Annotated in this window: 15 protein-coding genes; 9 read left to right on the top strand and 6 right to left on the bottom strand. The window is 72.7% G+C overall.

The genetic code is table 11. The annotated features are described in order from the left end of the window. Positions 1-8: 8 nt before the first annotated feature. Positions 9-566, top strand: a complete 558-nt coding sequence (locus tag AB0D01_RS11130) for a GNAT family N-acetyltransferase (RefSeq protein WP_363054831.1) — start codon at positions 9-11, stop codon at positions 564-566. Here AB0D01_RS11130 and AB0D01_RS11125 read toward each other — a convergent pair whose 3' ends face one another. Beyond that, positions 567-1,691 carry an oxidoreductase gene (locus AB0D01_RS11125; RefSeq protein WP_363054830.1) on the bottom strand — a complete coding sequence of 375 codons (1,125 nt, stop codon included), beginning with the start codon at positions 1,689-1,691 and terminating at the stop codon, positions 567-569. A 405-nt stretch (positions 1,692-2,096) separates the two neighbouring features. Between AB0D01_RS11125 and AB0D01_RS11120 the strand changes: the two genes are divergently transcribed. The 3 genes from AB0D01_RS11120 (at position 2,097) to AB0D01_RS11110 (ending at position 5,573) form a co-directional block, all read left to right on the top strand. Then, positions 2,097-2,513 carry an SsgA family sporulation/cell division regulator gene (locus AB0D01_RS11120; RefSeq protein WP_363054829.1) on the top strand — a complete coding sequence of 139 codons (417 nt, stop codon included), beginning with the start codon at positions 2,097-2,099 and terminating at the stop codon, positions 2,511-2,513. Between the two features lie 206 nt (positions 2,514-2,719). Beyond that, positions 2,720-4,354 (top strand): ABC-F family ATP-binding cassette domain-containing protein, encoded by a 1,635-nt coding sequence (locus tag AB0D01_RS11115; RefSeq protein ID WP_363054828.1) that lies wholly within the window; start codon positions 2,720-2,722, stop codon positions 4,352-4,354. Between the two features lie 247 nt (positions 4,355-4,601). Next, positions 4,602-5,573, top strand: coding sequence for an acyl-ACP desaturase (locus AB0D01_RS11110; RefSeq protein WP_363054827.1), 972 nt, complete (start codon positions 4,602-4,604; stop codon positions 5,571-5,573). A 118-nt stretch (positions 5,574-5,691) separates the two neighbouring features. Here the strand turns inward: AB0D01_RS11110 and AB0D01_RS11105 are convergent, their stop codons facing one another. Both AB0D01_RS11105 and ligD read right to left on the bottom strand, forming a co-directional pair. Then, positions 5,692-5,940, bottom strand: a complete 249-nt coding sequence (locus tag AB0D01_RS11105; protein ID WP_363054826.1) for a WhiB family transcriptional regulator — start codon at positions 5,938-5,940, stop codon at positions 5,692-5,694. A 90-nt stretch (positions 5,941-6,030) separates the two neighbouring features. Next, the gene (gene ligD / locus AB0D01_RS11100) at positions 6,031-7,050 is read right to left on the bottom strand and encodes a non-homologous end-joining DNA ligase (RefSeq protein WP_363054825.1); all 1,020 of its coding nucleotides are present in this window, start codon (positions 7,048-7,050) and stop codon (positions 6,031-6,033) included. A 75-nt stretch (positions 7,051-7,125) separates the two neighbouring features. Here ligD and AB0D01_RS11095 point away from each other — a divergent pair, with 75 nt between their 5' ends. The 4 genes from AB0D01_RS11095 to AB0D01_RS11080 all read left to right on the top strand — a co-directional run bounded on the left by AB0D01_RS11095 (position 7,126) and on the right by AB0D01_RS11080 (position 9,838). Further along, positions 7,126-8,196, top strand: coding sequence for an ATP-dependent DNA ligase (locus AB0D01_RS11095; RefSeq protein ID WP_363054824.1), 1,071 nt, complete (start codon positions 7,126-7,128; stop codon positions 8,194-8,196). Positions 8,197-8,311: 115 nt separating this feature from the next. After that, positions 8,312-8,503: a hypothetical protein gene (locus AB0D01_RS11090; RefSeq protein ID WP_363054823.1), complete on the top strand. Its 192-nt coding sequence runs from the start codon at positions 8,312-8,314 to the stop codon at positions 8,501-8,503. Then, the gene (locus AB0D01_RS11085) at positions 8,490-9,011 is read left to right on the top strand and encodes a DUF6879 family protein (RefSeq protein ID WP_363054822.1); all 522 of its coding nucleotides are present in this window, start codon (positions 8,490-8,492) and stop codon (positions 9,009-9,011) included. Before AB0D01_RS11090 ends, AB0D01_RS11085 begins: the two co-directional genes overlap by 14 nt. Then, on the top strand, positions 9,008-9,838 hold the full coding sequence (locus AB0D01_RS11080; RefSeq protein WP_363054821.1) for a helix-turn-helix transcriptional regulator: 831 nt from the start codon (positions 9,008-9,010) through the stop codon (positions 9,836-9,838). Before AB0D01_RS11085 ends, AB0D01_RS11080 begins: the two co-directional genes overlap by 4 nt. Before the next feature lie 311 nt (positions 9,839-10,149). Here AB0D01_RS11080 and AB0D01_RS11075 read toward each other — a convergent pair whose 3' ends face one another. Next, the gene (locus AB0D01_RS11075) at positions 10,150-11,703 is read right to left on the bottom strand and encodes an NAD(P)-binding protein (RefSeq protein WP_363054820.1); all 1,554 of its coding nucleotides are present in this window, start codon (positions 11,701-11,703) and stop codon (positions 10,150-10,152) included. An 89-nt stretch (positions 11,704-11,792) separates the two neighbouring features. Here AB0D01_RS11075 and AB0D01_RS11070 point away from each other — a divergent pair, with 89 nt between their 5' ends. Then, positions 11,793-12,299 (top strand): NUDIX domain-containing protein, encoded by a 507-nt coding sequence (locus tag AB0D01_RS11070; protein WP_363054819.1) that lies wholly within the window; start codon positions 11,793-11,795, stop codon positions 12,297-12,299. Positions 12,300-12,311: 12 nt separating this feature from the next. Here the strand turns inward: AB0D01_RS11070 and AB0D01_RS11065 are convergent, their stop codons facing one another. Both AB0D01_RS11065 and AB0D01_RS11060 read right to left on the bottom strand, forming a co-directional pair. Next, positions 12,312-14,420 carry an MDR family MFS transporter gene (locus tag AB0D01_RS11065; RefSeq protein WP_363054818.1) on the bottom strand — a complete coding sequence of 703 codons (2,109 nt, stop codon included), beginning with the start codon at positions 14,418-14,420 and terminating at the stop codon, positions 12,312-12,314. Positions 14,421-14,456: 36 nt separating this feature from the next. Beyond that, positions 14,457-15,812 carry a 6-phospho-beta-glucosidase gene (locus AB0D01_RS11060; protein ID WP_363054817.1) on the bottom strand — a complete coding sequence of 452 codons (1,356 nt, stop codon included), beginning with the start codon at positions 15,810-15,812 and terminating at the stop codon, positions 14,457-14,459. Positions 15,813-15,918: the final 106 nt, after the last annotated feature.

Below are 15,918 nucleotides of genomic sequence, written 5' to 3'. Positions count from 1 at the left end.
AACCGATCGTGCGACCCCGTACCGCCGACCCCGCCGACATACCCGAACTGATCCGCCTGCGTGCCGTGGCGCTCGCCTCGCTCGGCACCGATCCCGGCCCGGCCGACGCCCCCTGGCGGGTCGTCGCCGACGGCTGGTTCCGCGAGCGCCTGACCGGCCGCGCCGACGTGCGCTGCCTGGTCGTCGGCGGCGCCCCCGGGGAACCGCTGCTCGCCACCGGCATGGCCTGGGTGACGTACCACCTGCCGAACCCCTCGCGCCCCGACGGCCGTCGGGGATACCTCGACGCCATCGTCACCGACGAGGCGGCCCGCGGCCGGGGCCACGGGCGCCGGATCGTCGACGGGCTCGTGGCCTGGCTGGAGGGGATCGGCGTCGGGCACGTGCAGCTGCACGCGAGCGCCGACGGCGAACCCGTCTACCGCGCCGCCGGGTTCACCGCCGGCCGCTACCCGGGCATGGACCTGTTCCTCACGCCCGGGAGCGGGCGGGCGGGCGGTGCGGAGCCCGAGCCCGACGCCGCGCCGGATGCGGCGAGCGCGCCGGGGAGCTTGCCGCCGGCCTGATCAGCGTCGTTCCAGCCGGGCCACCCGGCCCTTCTCCCCCGCCGCCCAACAGGCCCCGTCGTCCGCGCAGTCGACGGTGTCGAAGGAACCGCCGTCCAGCGCCCGCCAGGTGCGACCGGCGTCGGTGGTCACGTCGGTGCCGGTCGGGCCGACCGCCAGGGCCGTCGAGCGCCCGTACGGGTACCAGGCGACGCCCGACCGGTACGCGGGCGGCGGCGTCGTCGCCGGGCCCCAACTCCGGCCCCCGTCGAGGGAGCGGGCGGCGGCGCGCGGCGAGGCCTCGCCGGTGCGGTAGTCCCCGCCGACCGCCAGACCCGTCGTACGGTCGCGGAAGGCCAGCGCGAACACGCCGCGCGCCGGGTCCCCGGCGGGGAGGGTGGAGTCGGCCGCCTTCCAGGTCAGGCCGCGATCGGACGAGTGCAGGACGCGGGCGACCGGTCCGCCGCCGGTGGCGAGCCGGACGTCGCGCGGGCCGGCGGTGACCAGGCACTGGCCGCTCGCCGCGAAACCGGCCTCCCCGGGCAGGGCCTGCGGCATGCCCGCGTCCGGCAACACCCGCCAGGCGCGCCCGCCGTCGTCCGTCGCCAGGATCCGGAAGCGACCGTCGACCGGGTCGCTCATCGCCAGCCCGTGCCGGGAGTCGAAGAAGGTCAGGCAGTCGTAGAAGGCCCGCGGGTCGGGGTTGCGGAAGGTCTCGGTCCAGGTGGCCCCGCCGTCCTCGGTGCGCAGGATCCGGGAGGCCTCGCCCTCGCCGATGGACAGGGCGACCGCCCGCCGGGCGTCGAAGGCCTCGATGTCGCGCAGTTCCAGCGCCTCGGCCACGGCCCCGGGCGGTGAGACGTCCCGCCAGGAGCGGCCCCCGTCGGTGGTGCGCAGCACCGTTCCCTTGGAGCCGGCGACCCAGGCCGTCGTACGGTCGACCGCGGCCAACCCCCGGAAGCGGGAGTCCTTCCCGGTGGCCTTCACCGCCCAGCCGGCCCCGCGGGACGCGAGCGCGTCGGAGGCCGCGTCGGACGCACTCCCCGTCGGGATCGGGGTCGGGGGCGGGGTCGCCGCCGAGGCGGATCCCACCGGCACCACCGCGCACAGCAGCGCCACGCACATGCCCATCACCGGAAGTCTCATGGCGCCGGAAGCTAACGCACGCCCCCGCCCCCGTCCAGGGTGCGGTTCCGGCCCTCCCCGGGCCCTCGTACGGTCGCCCCTCGGCCACCCGCTCCCGCGCGCGCGACGGAGCGTGATCGTCGGGGGCGGTAGGGCCGAACGGGTGAGGAAAGCGGGGCCTTGGGCCTGCCGGGTGAGCGTGAACCGGCCTTGTTTCGATCGCCGCGCGGCCCCCCGGGCCCGGGTCTTCCCTTGCGCCGCGCACCCCGTACGGTCACTCTGTGCGATCAGACGGATGACATCAGGCCAATCGGTGACACAGCTCACGTCATCGGCCATGCACGGATCTGCCGATTCCGGCGTCTATCCGGTTGCCCGGGTTCCACCCCACAGCCCGGCAGCAGATCCGCCGCAAGGGAGCGCGCCTTGATCACTGTCATCGAGCAGGCCGTACAGGCCCGACTGGTCGCCACCGCACCGAAGGTCGAGACCGTGCCCGTCACCCTCTGCTACGACCGTGCGGACCCCTTCGCCGTCCGCATGGCCTTCCCCGCCCTGGCCACGCTGGAGGGCGTCGAGGTGTCGTGGACCTTCGCCCGCGAGCTGCTGATGTCCGGCGTCCGCAACCCGGCCGGCTGTGGGGACGTGCGCGTCCGCCCCTACGACGGGGACCGGACCTCGATCGAGTTCCACGCCCCCGAGGGGGTGGCGATCGTGCTGATGACCACCGCCGAACTCCAGCGCTTCCTGGAGCGGGCCGCCGAGATCGTGATCCCCGGGACGGAGCACCTGTACCTCGACCTGGACCACGGCCTGGCCGAGCTGATGCGCGGTCCGCACTGAGCCCCCGCGGCGCCGCGCGCGCCCGTCGCCGTAATTCGTTTGCGGGCGGCTCCGGCCGCCCGTAGTTTCGATGACGCCCCATCGCCGTCGAAACGGAGCAGGACGTTGCTCTTCTGAGGTCCGAGACACCGACCACCACCCCTTTCCCGTGACAGTCGGCTGTCTCCCCGCGTTGCACGCACCCCTTACGCAACCTGGAGGCCTCCATGAGTCATGCCCCTGTTTTCGTCACCTGCTCCGCCCTGTCCTTCGACTGGCCCGACGGCACTCCCGTCTTCGAGGACTTCGACCTGACCGTCGGTCCCGGCCGGACCGGCCTGATCGGGCTCAACGGCTGCGGGAAGTCCACCCTGTTGAAACTGCTGGCCGGTGAACTGGCCGCGACGGACGGACAGGTGTCCGTGGCGGGCACCATCGGCTACCTGCCGCAGACCGTCACCTTCGACACCTCCCTGCGCGTCGACGAGGCGCTCGACATCCGGGCCACCCGCGACGCCCTGCACGCCATCGAGGCGGGCGAGGCCACCGAGGCCAACTTCGCCGCCGTGGGCGACGACTGGGACGTCGAGGAGCGGGCCCGGGCCACGCTGGACCAGCTCGGTCTGACCGGCATCGGGTTGGACCGCACCGTCGGCGAGCTGTCGGGCGGCGAGTGCGTCCTGCTGCGGCTGGCGGCCCTGCTGCTCGCCCGCCCGGACGTGCTCCTGCTCGACGAGCCCACCAACAACCTGGACCTGCGGGCCCGCCGGCGCCTGTACGCGGCGGTGGAGTCCTGGTCCGGGGTGATGGTCCTGGTCAGCCACGACCGGGAGTTGCTGGACCGGGTCGACCAGATCGCCGACCTGCGCGACGGCGAGGTCCGCTGGTACGGCGGCAACTTCACGCGCTACGAGGAGCTGCTCGCCGCCGAGCAGGAGTCCGCCGAGCGGATGGTGCGGGTGGCCGAGGCCGACGTACAGCGCCAGAAGCGCGAACTGGCCGAAGCCCAGGTGAAGTTGGCCCGCCGCAAGCGGTACGGGCAGAAGATGTTCGAGAACAAGCGCGAGCCGAAGATCGTGATGGGTGCCCGCAAGCGGTCCGCCCAGGAGTCGGCGGGCAAGCACCGCATCATGCACGCCGGGAAGCTCGCGGACGCCCGCGAGCGGCTGGACCAGGCGGTGGAGGCGGTCCGCGACGACGACGCGATCCGGATCGAGCTGCCGGCGACGCAGGTCCCTCCCGGTCGCCGGGTCCTGACCCTGAGCGACGTGCGCCTGGCCCACGGGGCTCGGGTGGCGGGCGAGTGGGAACTGCGCGGGCCGGAGCGGATCGCCCTGGTCGGCGGGAACGGCTCGGGCAAGACGACGCTGCTGCGGACGATCGCCGGGACGCTCGCCCCGGAGTCCGGGGAGGTGCTGACGCACGTGCCGACGCGCTTCCTGCCCCAGCGGATCGACGTCCTGGACGACGCGCTCTCGGTCGCCCAGAACGTGGCGCGGTTCGCCCCGCACGCCACGGTCAACCAGATCCGGGCGCGTCTCGCGCACTTCCTGTTCCGCGGCGCCCGCGCCGACCGGGCCGCCGGCACCCTGTCGGGCGGCGAACGGTTCCGGGCCGCGCTCGCGGCCCTGCTCCTGGCCGAGCCGGCTCCCCAGCTGCTGATGCTGGACGAACCGACGAACAACCTGGACCTGGCGAGCGTGCGGCAGCTCACCGACGCCCTGGAGTCGTACGAGGGCGCGCTGCTGGTCGTCAGCCACGACGTGCCGTTCCTGGAGTCGATCGGCATCACGCGCTGGCTCGTGCTCGACGGCGAGCTGCGGGCCACCACGGCAGAGGAGGTCCGCGACTCCCGCTGGTAGCGGCGGGGGGCGTGCCGACGGCCGGGACCGGATACCGGTTCCGGCCGTCAAGGCGGGGTCGCGGGCCACCTTCCGGCGTGATTCTCGGCCCCCCTCGCCCCTTCGGCGACCCCTCGAACTGCATGGATAACGGGATGTAACCGGGCATAGGCACGGCCGGGGCTTGGCTGGCCTTGATGTCGCGCTTAACCTACGACTCCGTAGGCTACGGAACCGTAGGTAATTCGCTTTGTCCCCAGGAGCACCCGTGACGATCACCTCTCCCCACCTCGGCAGCTCGGAGGCGTGGACCGACGCCAAGCTGCTGTTCGCGCTGGAAGAGGTGGTCGAGAAGGAACTCAACCGCCATCTGAAGGTCACCAAGGACTGGATGCCGCACGAGTACGTCCCGTGGAGCGACGGCCGCAACTTCCCCGGTTTCTTCGAGGACGGCGAGGCCTGGGACCCCTCGCAGTCCAAGGTCACGGACATCGGCAAGATCGCGCTCGTGGTCAACCTGCTGACCGAGGACAACCTCCCGAGCTACCACCACGAGATCGCGACCCTCTTCGGGCGCAACGGCGCCTGGGGCACCTGGGTGCACCGCTGGACGGCCGAGGAGGGCCGCCACGGCATCGTGATGCGCGACTACCTGCTGGCCTCGCGCGCCGTGGACCCGGACAAGCTGGAAGCGTTCCGGATGCAGCACATGTCGGAGGGCTTCGAGTCCGACAACAGCCACTCGATGCTGCACTCGGTGGCCTACGTCGCCTTCCAGGAGCTCGCGACCCGCATCTCGCACCGCAACACCGGCCACCAGTCCGGTGACCCGGTCTGCGACCGGATGCTGGCCCGCATCGCGCAGGACGAGAACCTGCACATGATCTTCTACCGCAACCTGCTGGGCGCGGCCTTCGAGATCGCCCCGGACCTGACGATGCAGGCCGTGCGCGACGTGGTCGTCAACTTCCGGATGCCCGGCCACGGCATGCCCGGCTTCGAGCGGATGGCCGCGCAGATGGCGATCGGCGGGGTCTACAACCTGCGGATCCACCACGACGACGTGCTGAGCCCCGTGATCCGCTTCCTGAAGATCATGAGCATCGACGGTCTGGGACCCGAGGGGCAGAAGGCCCAGGAGGAGCTCGGTCTGTTCATGGACGGCCTGGACTCCGAGGCGCGCAAGTTCGACGAGCGCCTCGCGGCCCGCGCCGCCCGCCTCGCCGCCCGCAAGGGCTGACCTCCCGCACGACGCGCCCGCGTACGACGCGCCCCCGCACGCCCCGCCCGCGCACGACGCGCCCCCGCACGACAGCCACCGCCCCCGGCCGAGCCCCGCTCCGCCGGGGGCGCGCGCGTCAGCGGCCCCCGGCCGGGCGCAGGGCCCGGCGCTCGGACTCCGAGAGCCCTCCCCACACGCCGAAGCGCTCGTCGTTCGCCAGCGCGTACTCCAGGCAGGCCGCCCGCCCCTCGCACGCCCCGCACAGCCGCTTCGCGTCCGTGAGCGAGGAGCCCGGCTCCGGGAAGAAGAACCCCGGGCCCGTCTGCGCGCACAGGGCGAGGTCGTACCAGGCGGGGGTGGTCGTGGTGGTGGTGTTCATCGACATGCGCCGATCGTGGCCGCCCGAGATGGACGTCCGATCAACGCCTGATCAACACCGCCCGCCGGCGGTTGCCGGCAGCCCACCCCCGCGCGCTCACTCCTCGTGCTTCGCGCGGCTCGGCTGCACCCGCTTGGGCTCGCCCGGCATCTTCGGGTAGTCGGGCGGATACGGCATGTCGCCCAGGCCGTGTTCGTGCTCGTCGCGGTCGGCCAGCTCCAGCACCGCCTCCAGACCGAAGGCGTGCTCGTCCATGTCGGCGTGCAGGTCGCCCACCTCGGCGAAGCGCGCCGGCATCGTCACGATGTCGAAGTCGCGCGGCTCCGCGTCGTCCACCTCCTCCCACCGCAGCGGGGCGGACACGGGGGCGTGCGGGCGCGGCCGGACGGAGTACGCCGAGGCGATGGTCCGGTCACGGGCGGTCTGGTTGTAGTCGACGAAGATCCGCTCGCCGCGCTCCTCCTTCCACCAGGCCGTGGTGACCTTCCCCGGCATGCGCCGCTCCAGCTCCCGGCCCAGGGCGATCGCGCACCGGCGCACCTCGGTGAAGGTCCAGCGCGGCGCGATCGGCACGAAGACGTGCAGGCCCCTGCCCCCCGAGGTCTTCGGCCAGCCCCGCAGGCCCAGCTCCTCCAGCAGGGCGCGCAGTTCGTGGGCGGCGGCCACCGCGTGGTGGTAGTCGGTGCCCGGCTGCGGGTCCAGGTCGATGCGCAGCTCGTCGGGCCGGTCGGTGTCCTCGCGCCGCACCGGCCACGGGTGGAAGGTGAGGCAGCCCAGGTTGGCGGCCCACAGGACGGCGGCCGGCTCGGTGGGACAGATCTCGTCCGCCGTGCGCCCGCTGGGGAAGGCGATGTGCGCGGTCGGGATCCAGTCGGGCAGGTTCTTGGGGGCCCGCTTCTGGAAGAAGGACTCGCCCTCCACCCCGTCGGGGAACCGCTCCAGGGTCGTGGGCCGGTCGCGCAGGGCACGGGTGATCCCGTCCGCGACGGCGAGGTAGTAGGTGGCGACGTCCCTCTTGGTGAGGCCCCGCTCGGGGAAGTACACCTTGTCCGGACTGGACAGGCGTACCGTCCGCCCGCCGGCGTCGAGCTCGATCGCAGCACCCGCAGCACCCATGTGCGCCACGGTAGGCGGGCCCGGGCGGGTGCGCACACCGGGCGCGCCCGGACGGAGCGGCGCAGAATGCCGGGTATGGACCTGCCGGTGATGCCGCCCGTCAAGCCGATGCTCGCCAAGTCGGTGGCGAAGATCCCGCCGGGGATGCAGTACGAGGCCAAGTGGGACGGCTTCCGGGCGATCGTGCACCGCGACGGTGACGAGGTCGAGATCGGCAGCCGCACCGGCAAGAGCCTGACCAGGTACTTTCCGGAGCTGGTGGAGGCGCTGAAGGAGAACCTGCCGATCCGCTGCGTGATGGACGGGGAGATCGTGATCGTCCACGGCGGCCGTCTCGACTTCGACCGGCTGACCGAGCGGATCCACCCGGCCGCCTCCCGCGTGAAGCTGCTGGCCGAGAGGACCCCGGCCTCCTTCGTCGCCTTCGATCTGCTCGCCCTCGGTGACGAGGCCTTCCTCGACACCCCGCTCGGCGAGCGCCGCGCCCTGCTCGTCGACGCACTGTCCACCGCACTGCCCCCCGTCCATCTCGCGCCCGCGACCACCGACCCGGCGCTCGCGCGGGAGTGGTTCGAACGGTTCGAGGGCGCCGGGCTGGACGGGGTGATCGCGAAGCCCCTCGATCTCCCCTACCGGCCCGATGCCCGACTCATGTTCAAGATCAAGCACGAGCGTACGGCCGACGTCGTCGTCGCCGGTTTCCGTTTCCACAAGAGCGGTCCGATTGTCGGATCGCTCCTCCTCGGGCTGTACGACGGGCACGGCGCCCTCCAGCACGTGGGCGTCTGCGCGGCCTTCCCCATGAAGCGCCGGGCCGAGCTGGTGGAGGAGCTGGACCCCCTGCGCATGCCCGACGCCCACGGCCACCCCTGGGCCGCCTGGACCGAGGAGTCCGCGCACGAGGGCGCCCGTCTCCCGGGCGCGCAGAGCCGCTGGACGGGCAAGAAGGACCTGTCCTGGGTACCCCTGCGCCCCGAGCGGGTCTGCGAGGTGCGCTACGACCACATGGAGGGCGACCGCTTCCGCCACACGGCCCGGTTCGCCCGCTGGCGCCCCGACCGCACCCCCGAGAGCTGCACCTATGACCAGCTGGAGGAAGTGGTGGGCTACGACCTGACCGAAGTCCTCGGCCCGTCGGAACCCTGAGGACGCCCCGGGCCGGTTTCCCGTTCCCTCAACCGTGATCGCTTGACCCCGGGACCACCCGCTCGGGAGCATCGAACGCGGCACTCCGCCGAACGGGAGAGGGGAACCGGAAGCCATGAAGGTGACGAAGCTGATCAGCACCTGCGACCTGAAGGACTGCCCGACGCTCTACGCGACCGACAGGGGCACGTTCCTCGTGCAGGGAGAGAGTCCCACCGACCACGGGCTCAGCATCCCCGCTCACGAAACCCTCGTCGAGATCCCCGCTGAGCTGATCAAGAAGGCCATCGCAAATGGCCTCATCTAGCGGCCTCGCCGAACTCTTCGAACGGTTCCGGCACGAGGCGTTTCGCCTGGAGACGCTGGACGACTACAGCGGGTCGGGGAACATCGACGCGTACCGGGCGTTCCGGGCCGGACTGGGGCGACCGGCGGGCTACAACACCGAATGGCTCGAAGAACTCCGGCGCCTGACTCAGCAGGGCAAGCGGGTGTACCGCGTACACGTCCTCAGGCGACCCCTCACGGAGTACCTCCGATTCGAACTGGGCTGGGGATACCGCACGAACACGACCGCCGGAGAAGAGTTCTTCATCCTCGACGTGACGGGCGCGTCGAACCCGCTGGAAGCCGCGCCCGACTTCTGGCTCTTCGACTCCGAGGACACCGCGGTCATGCGGTACGACGACGCCGGCGCCTTTCTCGGCGCCGAGGTACTTCCGCGAGACGAAGCCGCCGACTACGTCGCCTACCGGCGAACGGCACTCGCCCACGCGGAGCCGTTCGCCGACTGGTGGGCGAAGTACGGCGAGTGAACAAGGCACAGCTCGGGGCCGCGCTGCGGGCACTGCGAGAGGCATCCGGAAAGGAAGCCAAAGCGGTCGCCCGCAGCGCTCTCATGTCTCCGTCCAAGCTCTCGAAGATCGAGAACGCCAACCTCCTGCCGAGCGCCGCGGACGTGGAACGCATCCTCACCGCCATAGGCGTCTCCGACGTCGTCAAAGCCGAGTACACGGCGGCGGCCCGCGCGGCGACCACGGAGGCCACCGCCTGGCGCCACCTCAAGAGAGCGGGCATCCACAAGGGTCAGCAGGCGGCGAAGGCGCTTGAAGCCCACATGACCACGTTGCGACTGTTCCAGCCCGCCTTGGTCCCCGGACTGCTCCAGACACCCGAGTACATCCGCGCCGTACTCCGGCGCCACGACCTGAGTGAGGACGCCCTCACACGGACGATCAGCGGAAGGCTTGAGCGTCAGGCCGTGCTGTTCGACGGGGCGAAGAACCTCCGCTTCGTCATCACGGAACCCGTCCTTCGGTGGCGGATCGTCCCGCCCCAGATGATGGCCGCGCAGCTCGACCGCATCGTCTCCGTGTCCCGGCTCGCCCACGTGGACATCAGGGTCGTACCGCTTTCCGCCCCTCAGACAGACATCGCCAATCACGCGTTCGTCATCCGGGACGACCGCCTGGTGACCGTGGAAACCGTGCACGCCGAGATGGTCGTCACAGATCCGCGCGATGTCGAAATGTACGTCCGGAAGTTCGCAGGGTTCGAGGAATCCGCCTTGTCCGGAGACGAGATGCGGAGCCTCGCCGAAGGCATCCGAGACGGCCTTTTGACGGAACGGGAAACCGGATAGGAAGTCCGCCGCCAAGGACACCGAACTCGGACAGTGGATTCTCGTACAGGCCACTCGCTCGTTCGTGTGCGGCAGCGATCAGATCGTGCGGTACGAAAGGCGGGATTGGAAGCTCGAGCCCGGTGGAAAGCGAGTGTCCTTCGAGGCGACGTACGCCCACCGTGACCACCTGTGGACCGGAAACCTGGTCGTGTACGGGCTCACCCCCGATCAGATCGCCGAACGCCCTTCTCTCCAATGCGCCTGATCGGAGTCAAGAGGCGGCTCTCGCGCAACGCTCCGGGGTGCGGGCCAAGGACGACCGGCATCGGTCAGCCGGCGGTGAGGCGTTCCCAGTGGGCGCGGTCCGGGCCGGCGTCGTGGGGGAGGAATCCGGGGCGGAGCGCGAGCCAGTGGGCCACCCGGGAGCGGACGAGGGGGTCGGCGTAGGCCCGGGCGGGCGGTTCGGCCAGGTGGCGGACCTTGGCGCGGGCCCGCATCACCTCCGGGTCCTCCAGGGCGCACTCGAAGAGCGCGGCCACCGCCCGCGCCGTCCCCGTCCCCGTCCGGCCGGCCCGGGTCGCGAAGCGGTCCCCGATGGCCGTGTCGGCGGCGACCTGGTAGTCGAACCAGGGCTTCACCGTACGGACGGCCCAGGCGTGGTGGCCCGCGGCGAACTCGGTCGACCCGGGGTCCAGGTGCGCCGTGCGGGCCACCCGGCGCGCGGCCCACAGGGCGAGGGAGGTGCCCTGGCCCAGGGTCGGGTTGGTGTGGGCGAGGGCGTCCCCGACGGGCACGAGCCCGCTCACCACCGGGCCGCGTTCGTCGGCGAGGGTGCTCCACCGGTTGTCCAGGCTCGCGGTGGCCAGGACCCCGGACAGCGGTTCGCCGCCCAGCGCCAGCCAGGCGGCGCCCGGCGGGAAGGAGCGGGCGGCCTCCTCGAAGACGGCGGGGTCGCGCAGCGCGGAGCGGGTCGGGTCCGAGGTGTGCAGGAACAGGGTGACGGCGAAGAGCCGGTTGTCGGCCGGGAAGACCGCGCAGCCCGCGAAGCCGCCGCCGGTGACGGTCCACGGCCGGCGCGGTCCCTCGTCCGTGCCCGGGGGCAGCCGGTACCAGCGGCAGAAGTACGCGAGCCCCGTACGGTGGCGCTCGACGCTCCACGGGCGGCAGCCGGCGTCCACCAGCCGGTGTTCGCAGCCGCCCCTGCGGCCGCCGGCGTCCACGACGAGGTCCCCTCCGTAGGCACCGGCGTGCGTGGTCACCCCGGTCACCCGGATCCCGTCCCGCCCCGCGGCGTCCCGGCCCCCGACGCCTCTCCCCGCGCCTCCCCCACCGCGCCCGCTCCCGGCCCCGGCCGCCGTCAGCAGGCCGGTGACCGGCTCCCCGTGGCGCGTCACCACGCCCGGCTCGGCCCGCAGCGCGCCGGCCAGGGCGCTCTCCAGCACGATGCGGCGGGCCTGGATCATGACGAGCCGTTCGTCGCCCGGCCGCTCGGGGGGCCGTACGTCGAACCAGTCCAGCTCGTGCCGTTCCCGCGCCCCGAGCCGCAGCATCTCGGCGTGGACGTCGGGCAGCTCGGTGACGAGCACCTGGCGGGCGGCGCCGAGCAGGACGTGCGGCTGCGCCGCCTGCGGCACGGAGGTCCGGCGCCAGTCGAAGAAGTCCCGGTCCAGGGCGGTGCCGGGGGCGCGGGTGTCGCGTTCGAACACCTCGGCCGTGTGTCCCCGCCGGGCGAGCAGCAGCGCGGTGGCGAGCCCCGCGACCCCGCCGCCGACGATCAGCACATGCGCCATGCGGACCCCCTGAACCGACGAACGTACGACGATCGGACCAACCGGAGCCTGCACGAAGCGGACGTGGCCGAAACCCGCACACCAGTCCCGCATTCGTACGGGTGCGCGAGGCGTCCGGAGTGACCGATGATGTGCTCCGAGAGACGGACGGGCCCCCGCCCGCCCGGAAGGACAGACACCCCATGGACCACACCGTGCACCACACCCCCGAAGCCGCCCGCCCCGCCGTGCGGGCCGTCCCCCGACCGAACGCCGTGGTCGGCGTCGGGCTGATCGTGCTCGACGCCGACGGCCGGGTGCTGCTCGGCCGGGCGCACGACGGCCGCTGGGAGCTGCCGGGCGGCAAGGTCGACCCGGGCGAGGGCTTCGAGGGGGCGGCCGCCCGCGAACTGGCCGAGGAGACGGCCCTGCGGGTGGATCCGCGGGACGTCGAGGTGCTGGCCGTGCAGCTATCCCCCGCCACCGGCGTGACCCGCCTGACGGCCGCCGCGCTCACCCGCTCCGCCGAGGGCGCGCCCACCGTCACCGAGCCCCACAAGATCGCCCTCTGGCGGTGGTTCGCCCCGCGGGAGATCCCGGTGGAGCTCTACGCGCCCTCGGCGGCCGTCCTGCGCACGTGGCGGCCCGACCTCCCGACGCTCCCGCGCGTGCCCTCGTACGACTACCCGACCACGCGCCAGCGCACCTGACGACGCACGCCCCTACGCCCCCCGCTCCCGTCCGGCGCGCACCGGCGCGAAGTGGCCCTCCCGCAGGTCCTCCGCCAGCAGCCGCTTGGCGATCGCGTCGGCCGCCGCCCGCAGCTCGGCGCTGCGCGGGCGTCCCCGGTCCTTCTCCAGCCGGTCGCCCAGCCACCGCGCCCAGGCCGCCGAGATGACGTCGGCCTCCCGTTGGCCGGCCGGGGTGAGCGAGAAGAAGCCGTTCTCCCGCGTCAGGTACCCCTCCTCCGCCATCCGGTCGAAGACCGGCAGCAGCACCTCCGGCGGCACGGAACGTCGGGCGGCCACCATGGAGAGGGCGGCGTGGCCGACCGTCCGGGTCAGCAGGTCCACCTGCATGACCGCCCACGCGCCGGCGATGTCGAGCCGCGTGTCCGATCCGTTGACGATCTGCCGGGCCGTGTCGGGGCCCATGGTGCGCACCAGTTTGCCGACGGCGAGTTCCAGCAGTTTCGCCGAGTCCCCGGAGGCCGAGGCCGGCGAGGCGAACCCGTCGCCCATGTCGGTCGAGGCGGCCCGCGCGGAGTCCCGCAGCCGGACCTGCTTGAGGAACAGGGCGACGACGAAGCCGACCACCGCCACCGGCACGGTCCACAGGAACACCGTCTGGAGGGTGTCGGCGTACGCGGCGACGACCGGGGCGGCGGCGTCGGGCGGCAGTTCGCGCACGCCCTGCGGGCTCTGCGCCGCCGCGCTGATGCGCGCCGGGTCCTGGCCGGTGGCCGCGGCGGCCTCGGCGACGGCCGTCTTCAGCCTCGGGGCCAGGGTGTTGGCGTAGATGGTGCCGAAGACGGCGGTCCCGAAGGAGCTGCCGAGGGTGCGGAAGAAGGTCACGCCGGAGGTGGCGGTGCCGAGGTCGGCGTAGTCCACGGTGTTCTGCACGGCGATCGTGAGCACCTGCATGCACAGGCCGATGCCGACTCCGAGGACGAACATGTACAGCGATTCCAGCCAGGTGTTGGTGCCCGGCCCCATCAGCGACAGCAGGTAGAGGCCCGCTCCCATCACCGCGCAGCCGACGATGGGGAAGATCCGGTAGCGGCCGGTCTTGCTGGTGACGTTGCCGCTGAAGACGGAGGCGATCAGGAGGCCGATGACCATCGGCAGCGTCCGGACACCGGAGACGGTGGCCGAGTCCCCGTCCACGTACTGGAGGTAGGTCGGCAGGAAGGTCATCGCGCCGAGCATCGCGAAGCCCACGACGAAGCTCAGCACCGAGCAGACGCTGAAGACCGGGTTGCGGAACAGCCGCATCGGCAGCATCGGTTCGACGGCCCGCAGCTCGGCGAGGCAGAAGAGGCCCAGGGCCACGACGCCCACGACGAACAGGCCGATGATCACGGCGGAGTTCCAGGCGTACTCGTTGCCGCCCCAGCTCGTCGCGAGGATCAGGGCGCTCGAACCGATCGCCACCAGCGCGATGCCCAGGTAGTCGATGACCGGCCGCCCCTCGGCCCGTCCGGTCGGGATCGTGCGCGCCGCCGCGATGACCACGAGGATGGCGATGGGCACGTTGACGTAGAAGCACCAGCGCCAGGTGAGGTGGTCGGTGAACAGGCCGCCCAGCAGGGGCCCGATGACGGTGGCGACCCCGAAGACCGCGCCGATGGCGCCCTGGTACTTGCCCCGCTCGCGCAGCGGCACCACGTCGGCGATCAGGGCCATGGCGGTGACCATCAGCCCGCCGGCCCCGATGCCCTGCACGCCCCGCCACAGGATCAGCAGGGTCATGTTGCCCGCGAGGCCGCACAGGAAGGAGCCGGTGATGAAGACGATCGCCGAGATCTGGAAGATGAGCTTGCGGCCGAAGACGTCGCCGAACTTGCCGACCAGCACGGTCGCGACGGTCTCGGCGAGCAGGTAGGAGGTGACCACCCACGACATGTGGTCGCCGCCCCCGAGGTCGGCCACGATCGTGGGCAGCGCCGTGCCCACGATCGTCTGGTCGAGGGCGGCCAGCAGCACGCCCAACATGATCGTCCCGAAGATCACGTTGCGCGTCCGCCGGTCCGGCAGGGGCGGCGCCGCGGCGGGGACGGCGGGGGCTGTGGTCACATCTCGCACTCTCACAGCGCCCCCGCGCCCCCGCATCCGGCACGGGACCGTGCGGGTGACGGCCGCGCGGTATCAGCGCAGGTGGGCCAGGCCCGGGTGCTGCGCCGCGTACCCGTCCAGCAGGCGCCGGGCCACCGCCACCGAGTCCACCAGCGGGTGCAGGGCGAAGGCCTTGACGGCGTCCGCCCGCGCGCCGCTCGCCGCGGCGGCCAACACCTCGCGTTCGACCGCCTTGACGGAGGTCACCAGGCCGACGGCGTGCAGGGGCAGCGGGTCGACGGCCACCGGGTGGGCGCCGTTCGCGTCGACGAGGCAGGGCACCTCGATCACCGCCTCCGCGTCGAGGACCGACAGGGTGCCGCGGTTGCGGACGTTGAGGATCAGGGTGGCCCGTTCGTCGCGGGCGATGGCCCGCATCAGCGCCAGCGCCACCCGCTCGTACCCGCCGGACTCCAGGTCGCTCTCCTCGCGTTCGCCGACCCCGGCCACCTCGCGGTTCTCCGCCATGTACGTGGCCTCGCGCTCGGCCCGGGTCCGGTCCCAGGCGGCGAGCGCCGCCCCTGCGGGCTGCCCGGGCCGGCCGGCCTCGGCGTAGAACCCGCGCTGCTGGTCGCGCAGGAAGGCGCCGCGGGTCTGCTTGACCTCCTGGTACGCCCGTACGGTGTCACGGTTGAAGTAGTAGTAGTGGAGGTACTCGTTCGGGACGGCGCCCAGGGAGCGCAGCCACTCGGCCCCGAAGAGGCGGCCCTCCTCGAAGGACTCCAGGGCCTCGGGATCGGCCAGCAGGCGGGGCAGTTCGTCGCGCCCGCCGATCCGCAGGCCCCGCACCCAGCCCAGGTGGTTGAGGCCGACGTAGTCGATCCAGGCCTCCTCGGGCCGGGCGCCGAGCAGGCGGGCGATGCGGCGGCCGAGGCCGACCGGGGAGTCGCAGATGCCGATGACCCGGTCGCCGAGTTCCTCGGCCATGGCCTCGGTGACCACGCCCGCCGGATTGGTGAAGTTGATGACCCAGGCCTCGGGGGCGATCCGGGCGATGCGGCGGGCCAGCGCGCGGACCACCGGGACGGTCCGCAGCCCGTACGCGATCCCGCCGGCGCCCACGGTCTCCTGGCCCAGCACCCCCTCGGCCAGGGCGACGCGCTCGTCCGTGGCGCGTCCCTCCAGGCCGCCGACGCGGATGGCGGAGAAGACGAAGTCGGCGCCGCGCAGGGCCTCGTCCAGGTCCCCGGTGGCGGTGACCTCGGGGGCGTCGGGCACGCCGGCGGCGCGGGCCTGGTCCGCGAGGACCCGGGCCATGGCCGTGAGTCGGCCGGGGTCCTCGTCGTAGAGCGTCACGTGGGACACCCGTCCCTCGGCGTGGTCGCCGAGGAGGGCCCCGTAGACGAGCGGGACGCGGAATCCGCCCCCGCCGAGGATGGTCAACCGCACGCCCCTACCGCCCTTCGCCGTCACGACCGGTGCCCCGGGCCCGCCGGCCGGGGCGTTCCCCGGCCGTGGCCGCCGTCGCCCGGTCGGGTGGCGCCGGGTTCCCGCC

This window comes from Streptomyces sp. NPDC048606 (assembly GCF_040650855.1).
Classification (GTDB): Bacteria; Actinomycetota; Actinomycetes; order Streptomycetales; family Streptomycetaceae; genus Streptomyces.
Note: the sequence above shows the minus strand (reverse complement) of the source record. Positions and strands in the feature narration are given on the sequence as shown.

Excerpts from the sequence above, each read along its gene's own strand:
- AB0D01_RS11125 (WP_363054830.1), bottom strand. The coding sequence starts at position 1,691 with ATGAGACTTCCGGTGATGGGCATGTGCGTGGCGCTGCTGTGCGCGGTG.
- AB0D01_RS11115 (WP_363054828.1), top strand. The coding sequence starts at position 2,720 with ATGAGTCATGCCCCTGTTTTCGTCACCTGCTCCGCCCTGTCCTTCGAC.
- AB0D01_RS11105 (WP_363054826.1), bottom strand. The coding sequence starts at position 5,940 with ATGTCGATGAACACCACCACCACGACCACCCCCGCCTGGTACGACCTC.
- ligD (WP_363054825.1), bottom strand. The coding sequence starts at position 7,050 with ATGGGTGCTGCGGGTGCTGCGATCGAGCTCGACGCCGGCGGGCGGACG.
- AB0D01_RS11095 (WP_363054824.1), top strand. The coding sequence starts at position 7,126 with ATGGACCTGCCGGTGATGCCGCCCGTCAAGCCGATGCTCGCCAAGTCG.
- AB0D01_RS11090 (WP_363054823.1), top strand. The coding sequence starts at position 8,312 with ATGAAGGTGACGAAGCTGATCAGCACCTGCGACCTGAAGGACTGCCCG.
- AB0D01_RS11085 (WP_363054822.1), top strand. The coding sequence starts at position 8,490 with ATGGCCTCATCTAGCGGCCTCGCCGAACTCTTCGAACGGTTCCGGCAC.
- AB0D01_RS11075 (WP_363054820.1), bottom strand. The coding sequence starts at position 11,703 with ATGCGGGACTGGTGTGCGGGTTTCGGCCACGTCCGCTTCGTGCAGGCT.
- AB0D01_RS11070 (WP_363054819.1), top strand. The coding sequence starts at position 11,793 with ATGGACCACACCGTGCACCACACCCCCGAAGCCGCCCGCCCCGCCGTG.
- AB0D01_RS11065 (WP_363054818.1), bottom strand. The coding sequence starts at position 14,420 with ATGCGGGGGCGCGGGGGCGCTGTGAGAGTGCGAGATGTGACCACAGCC.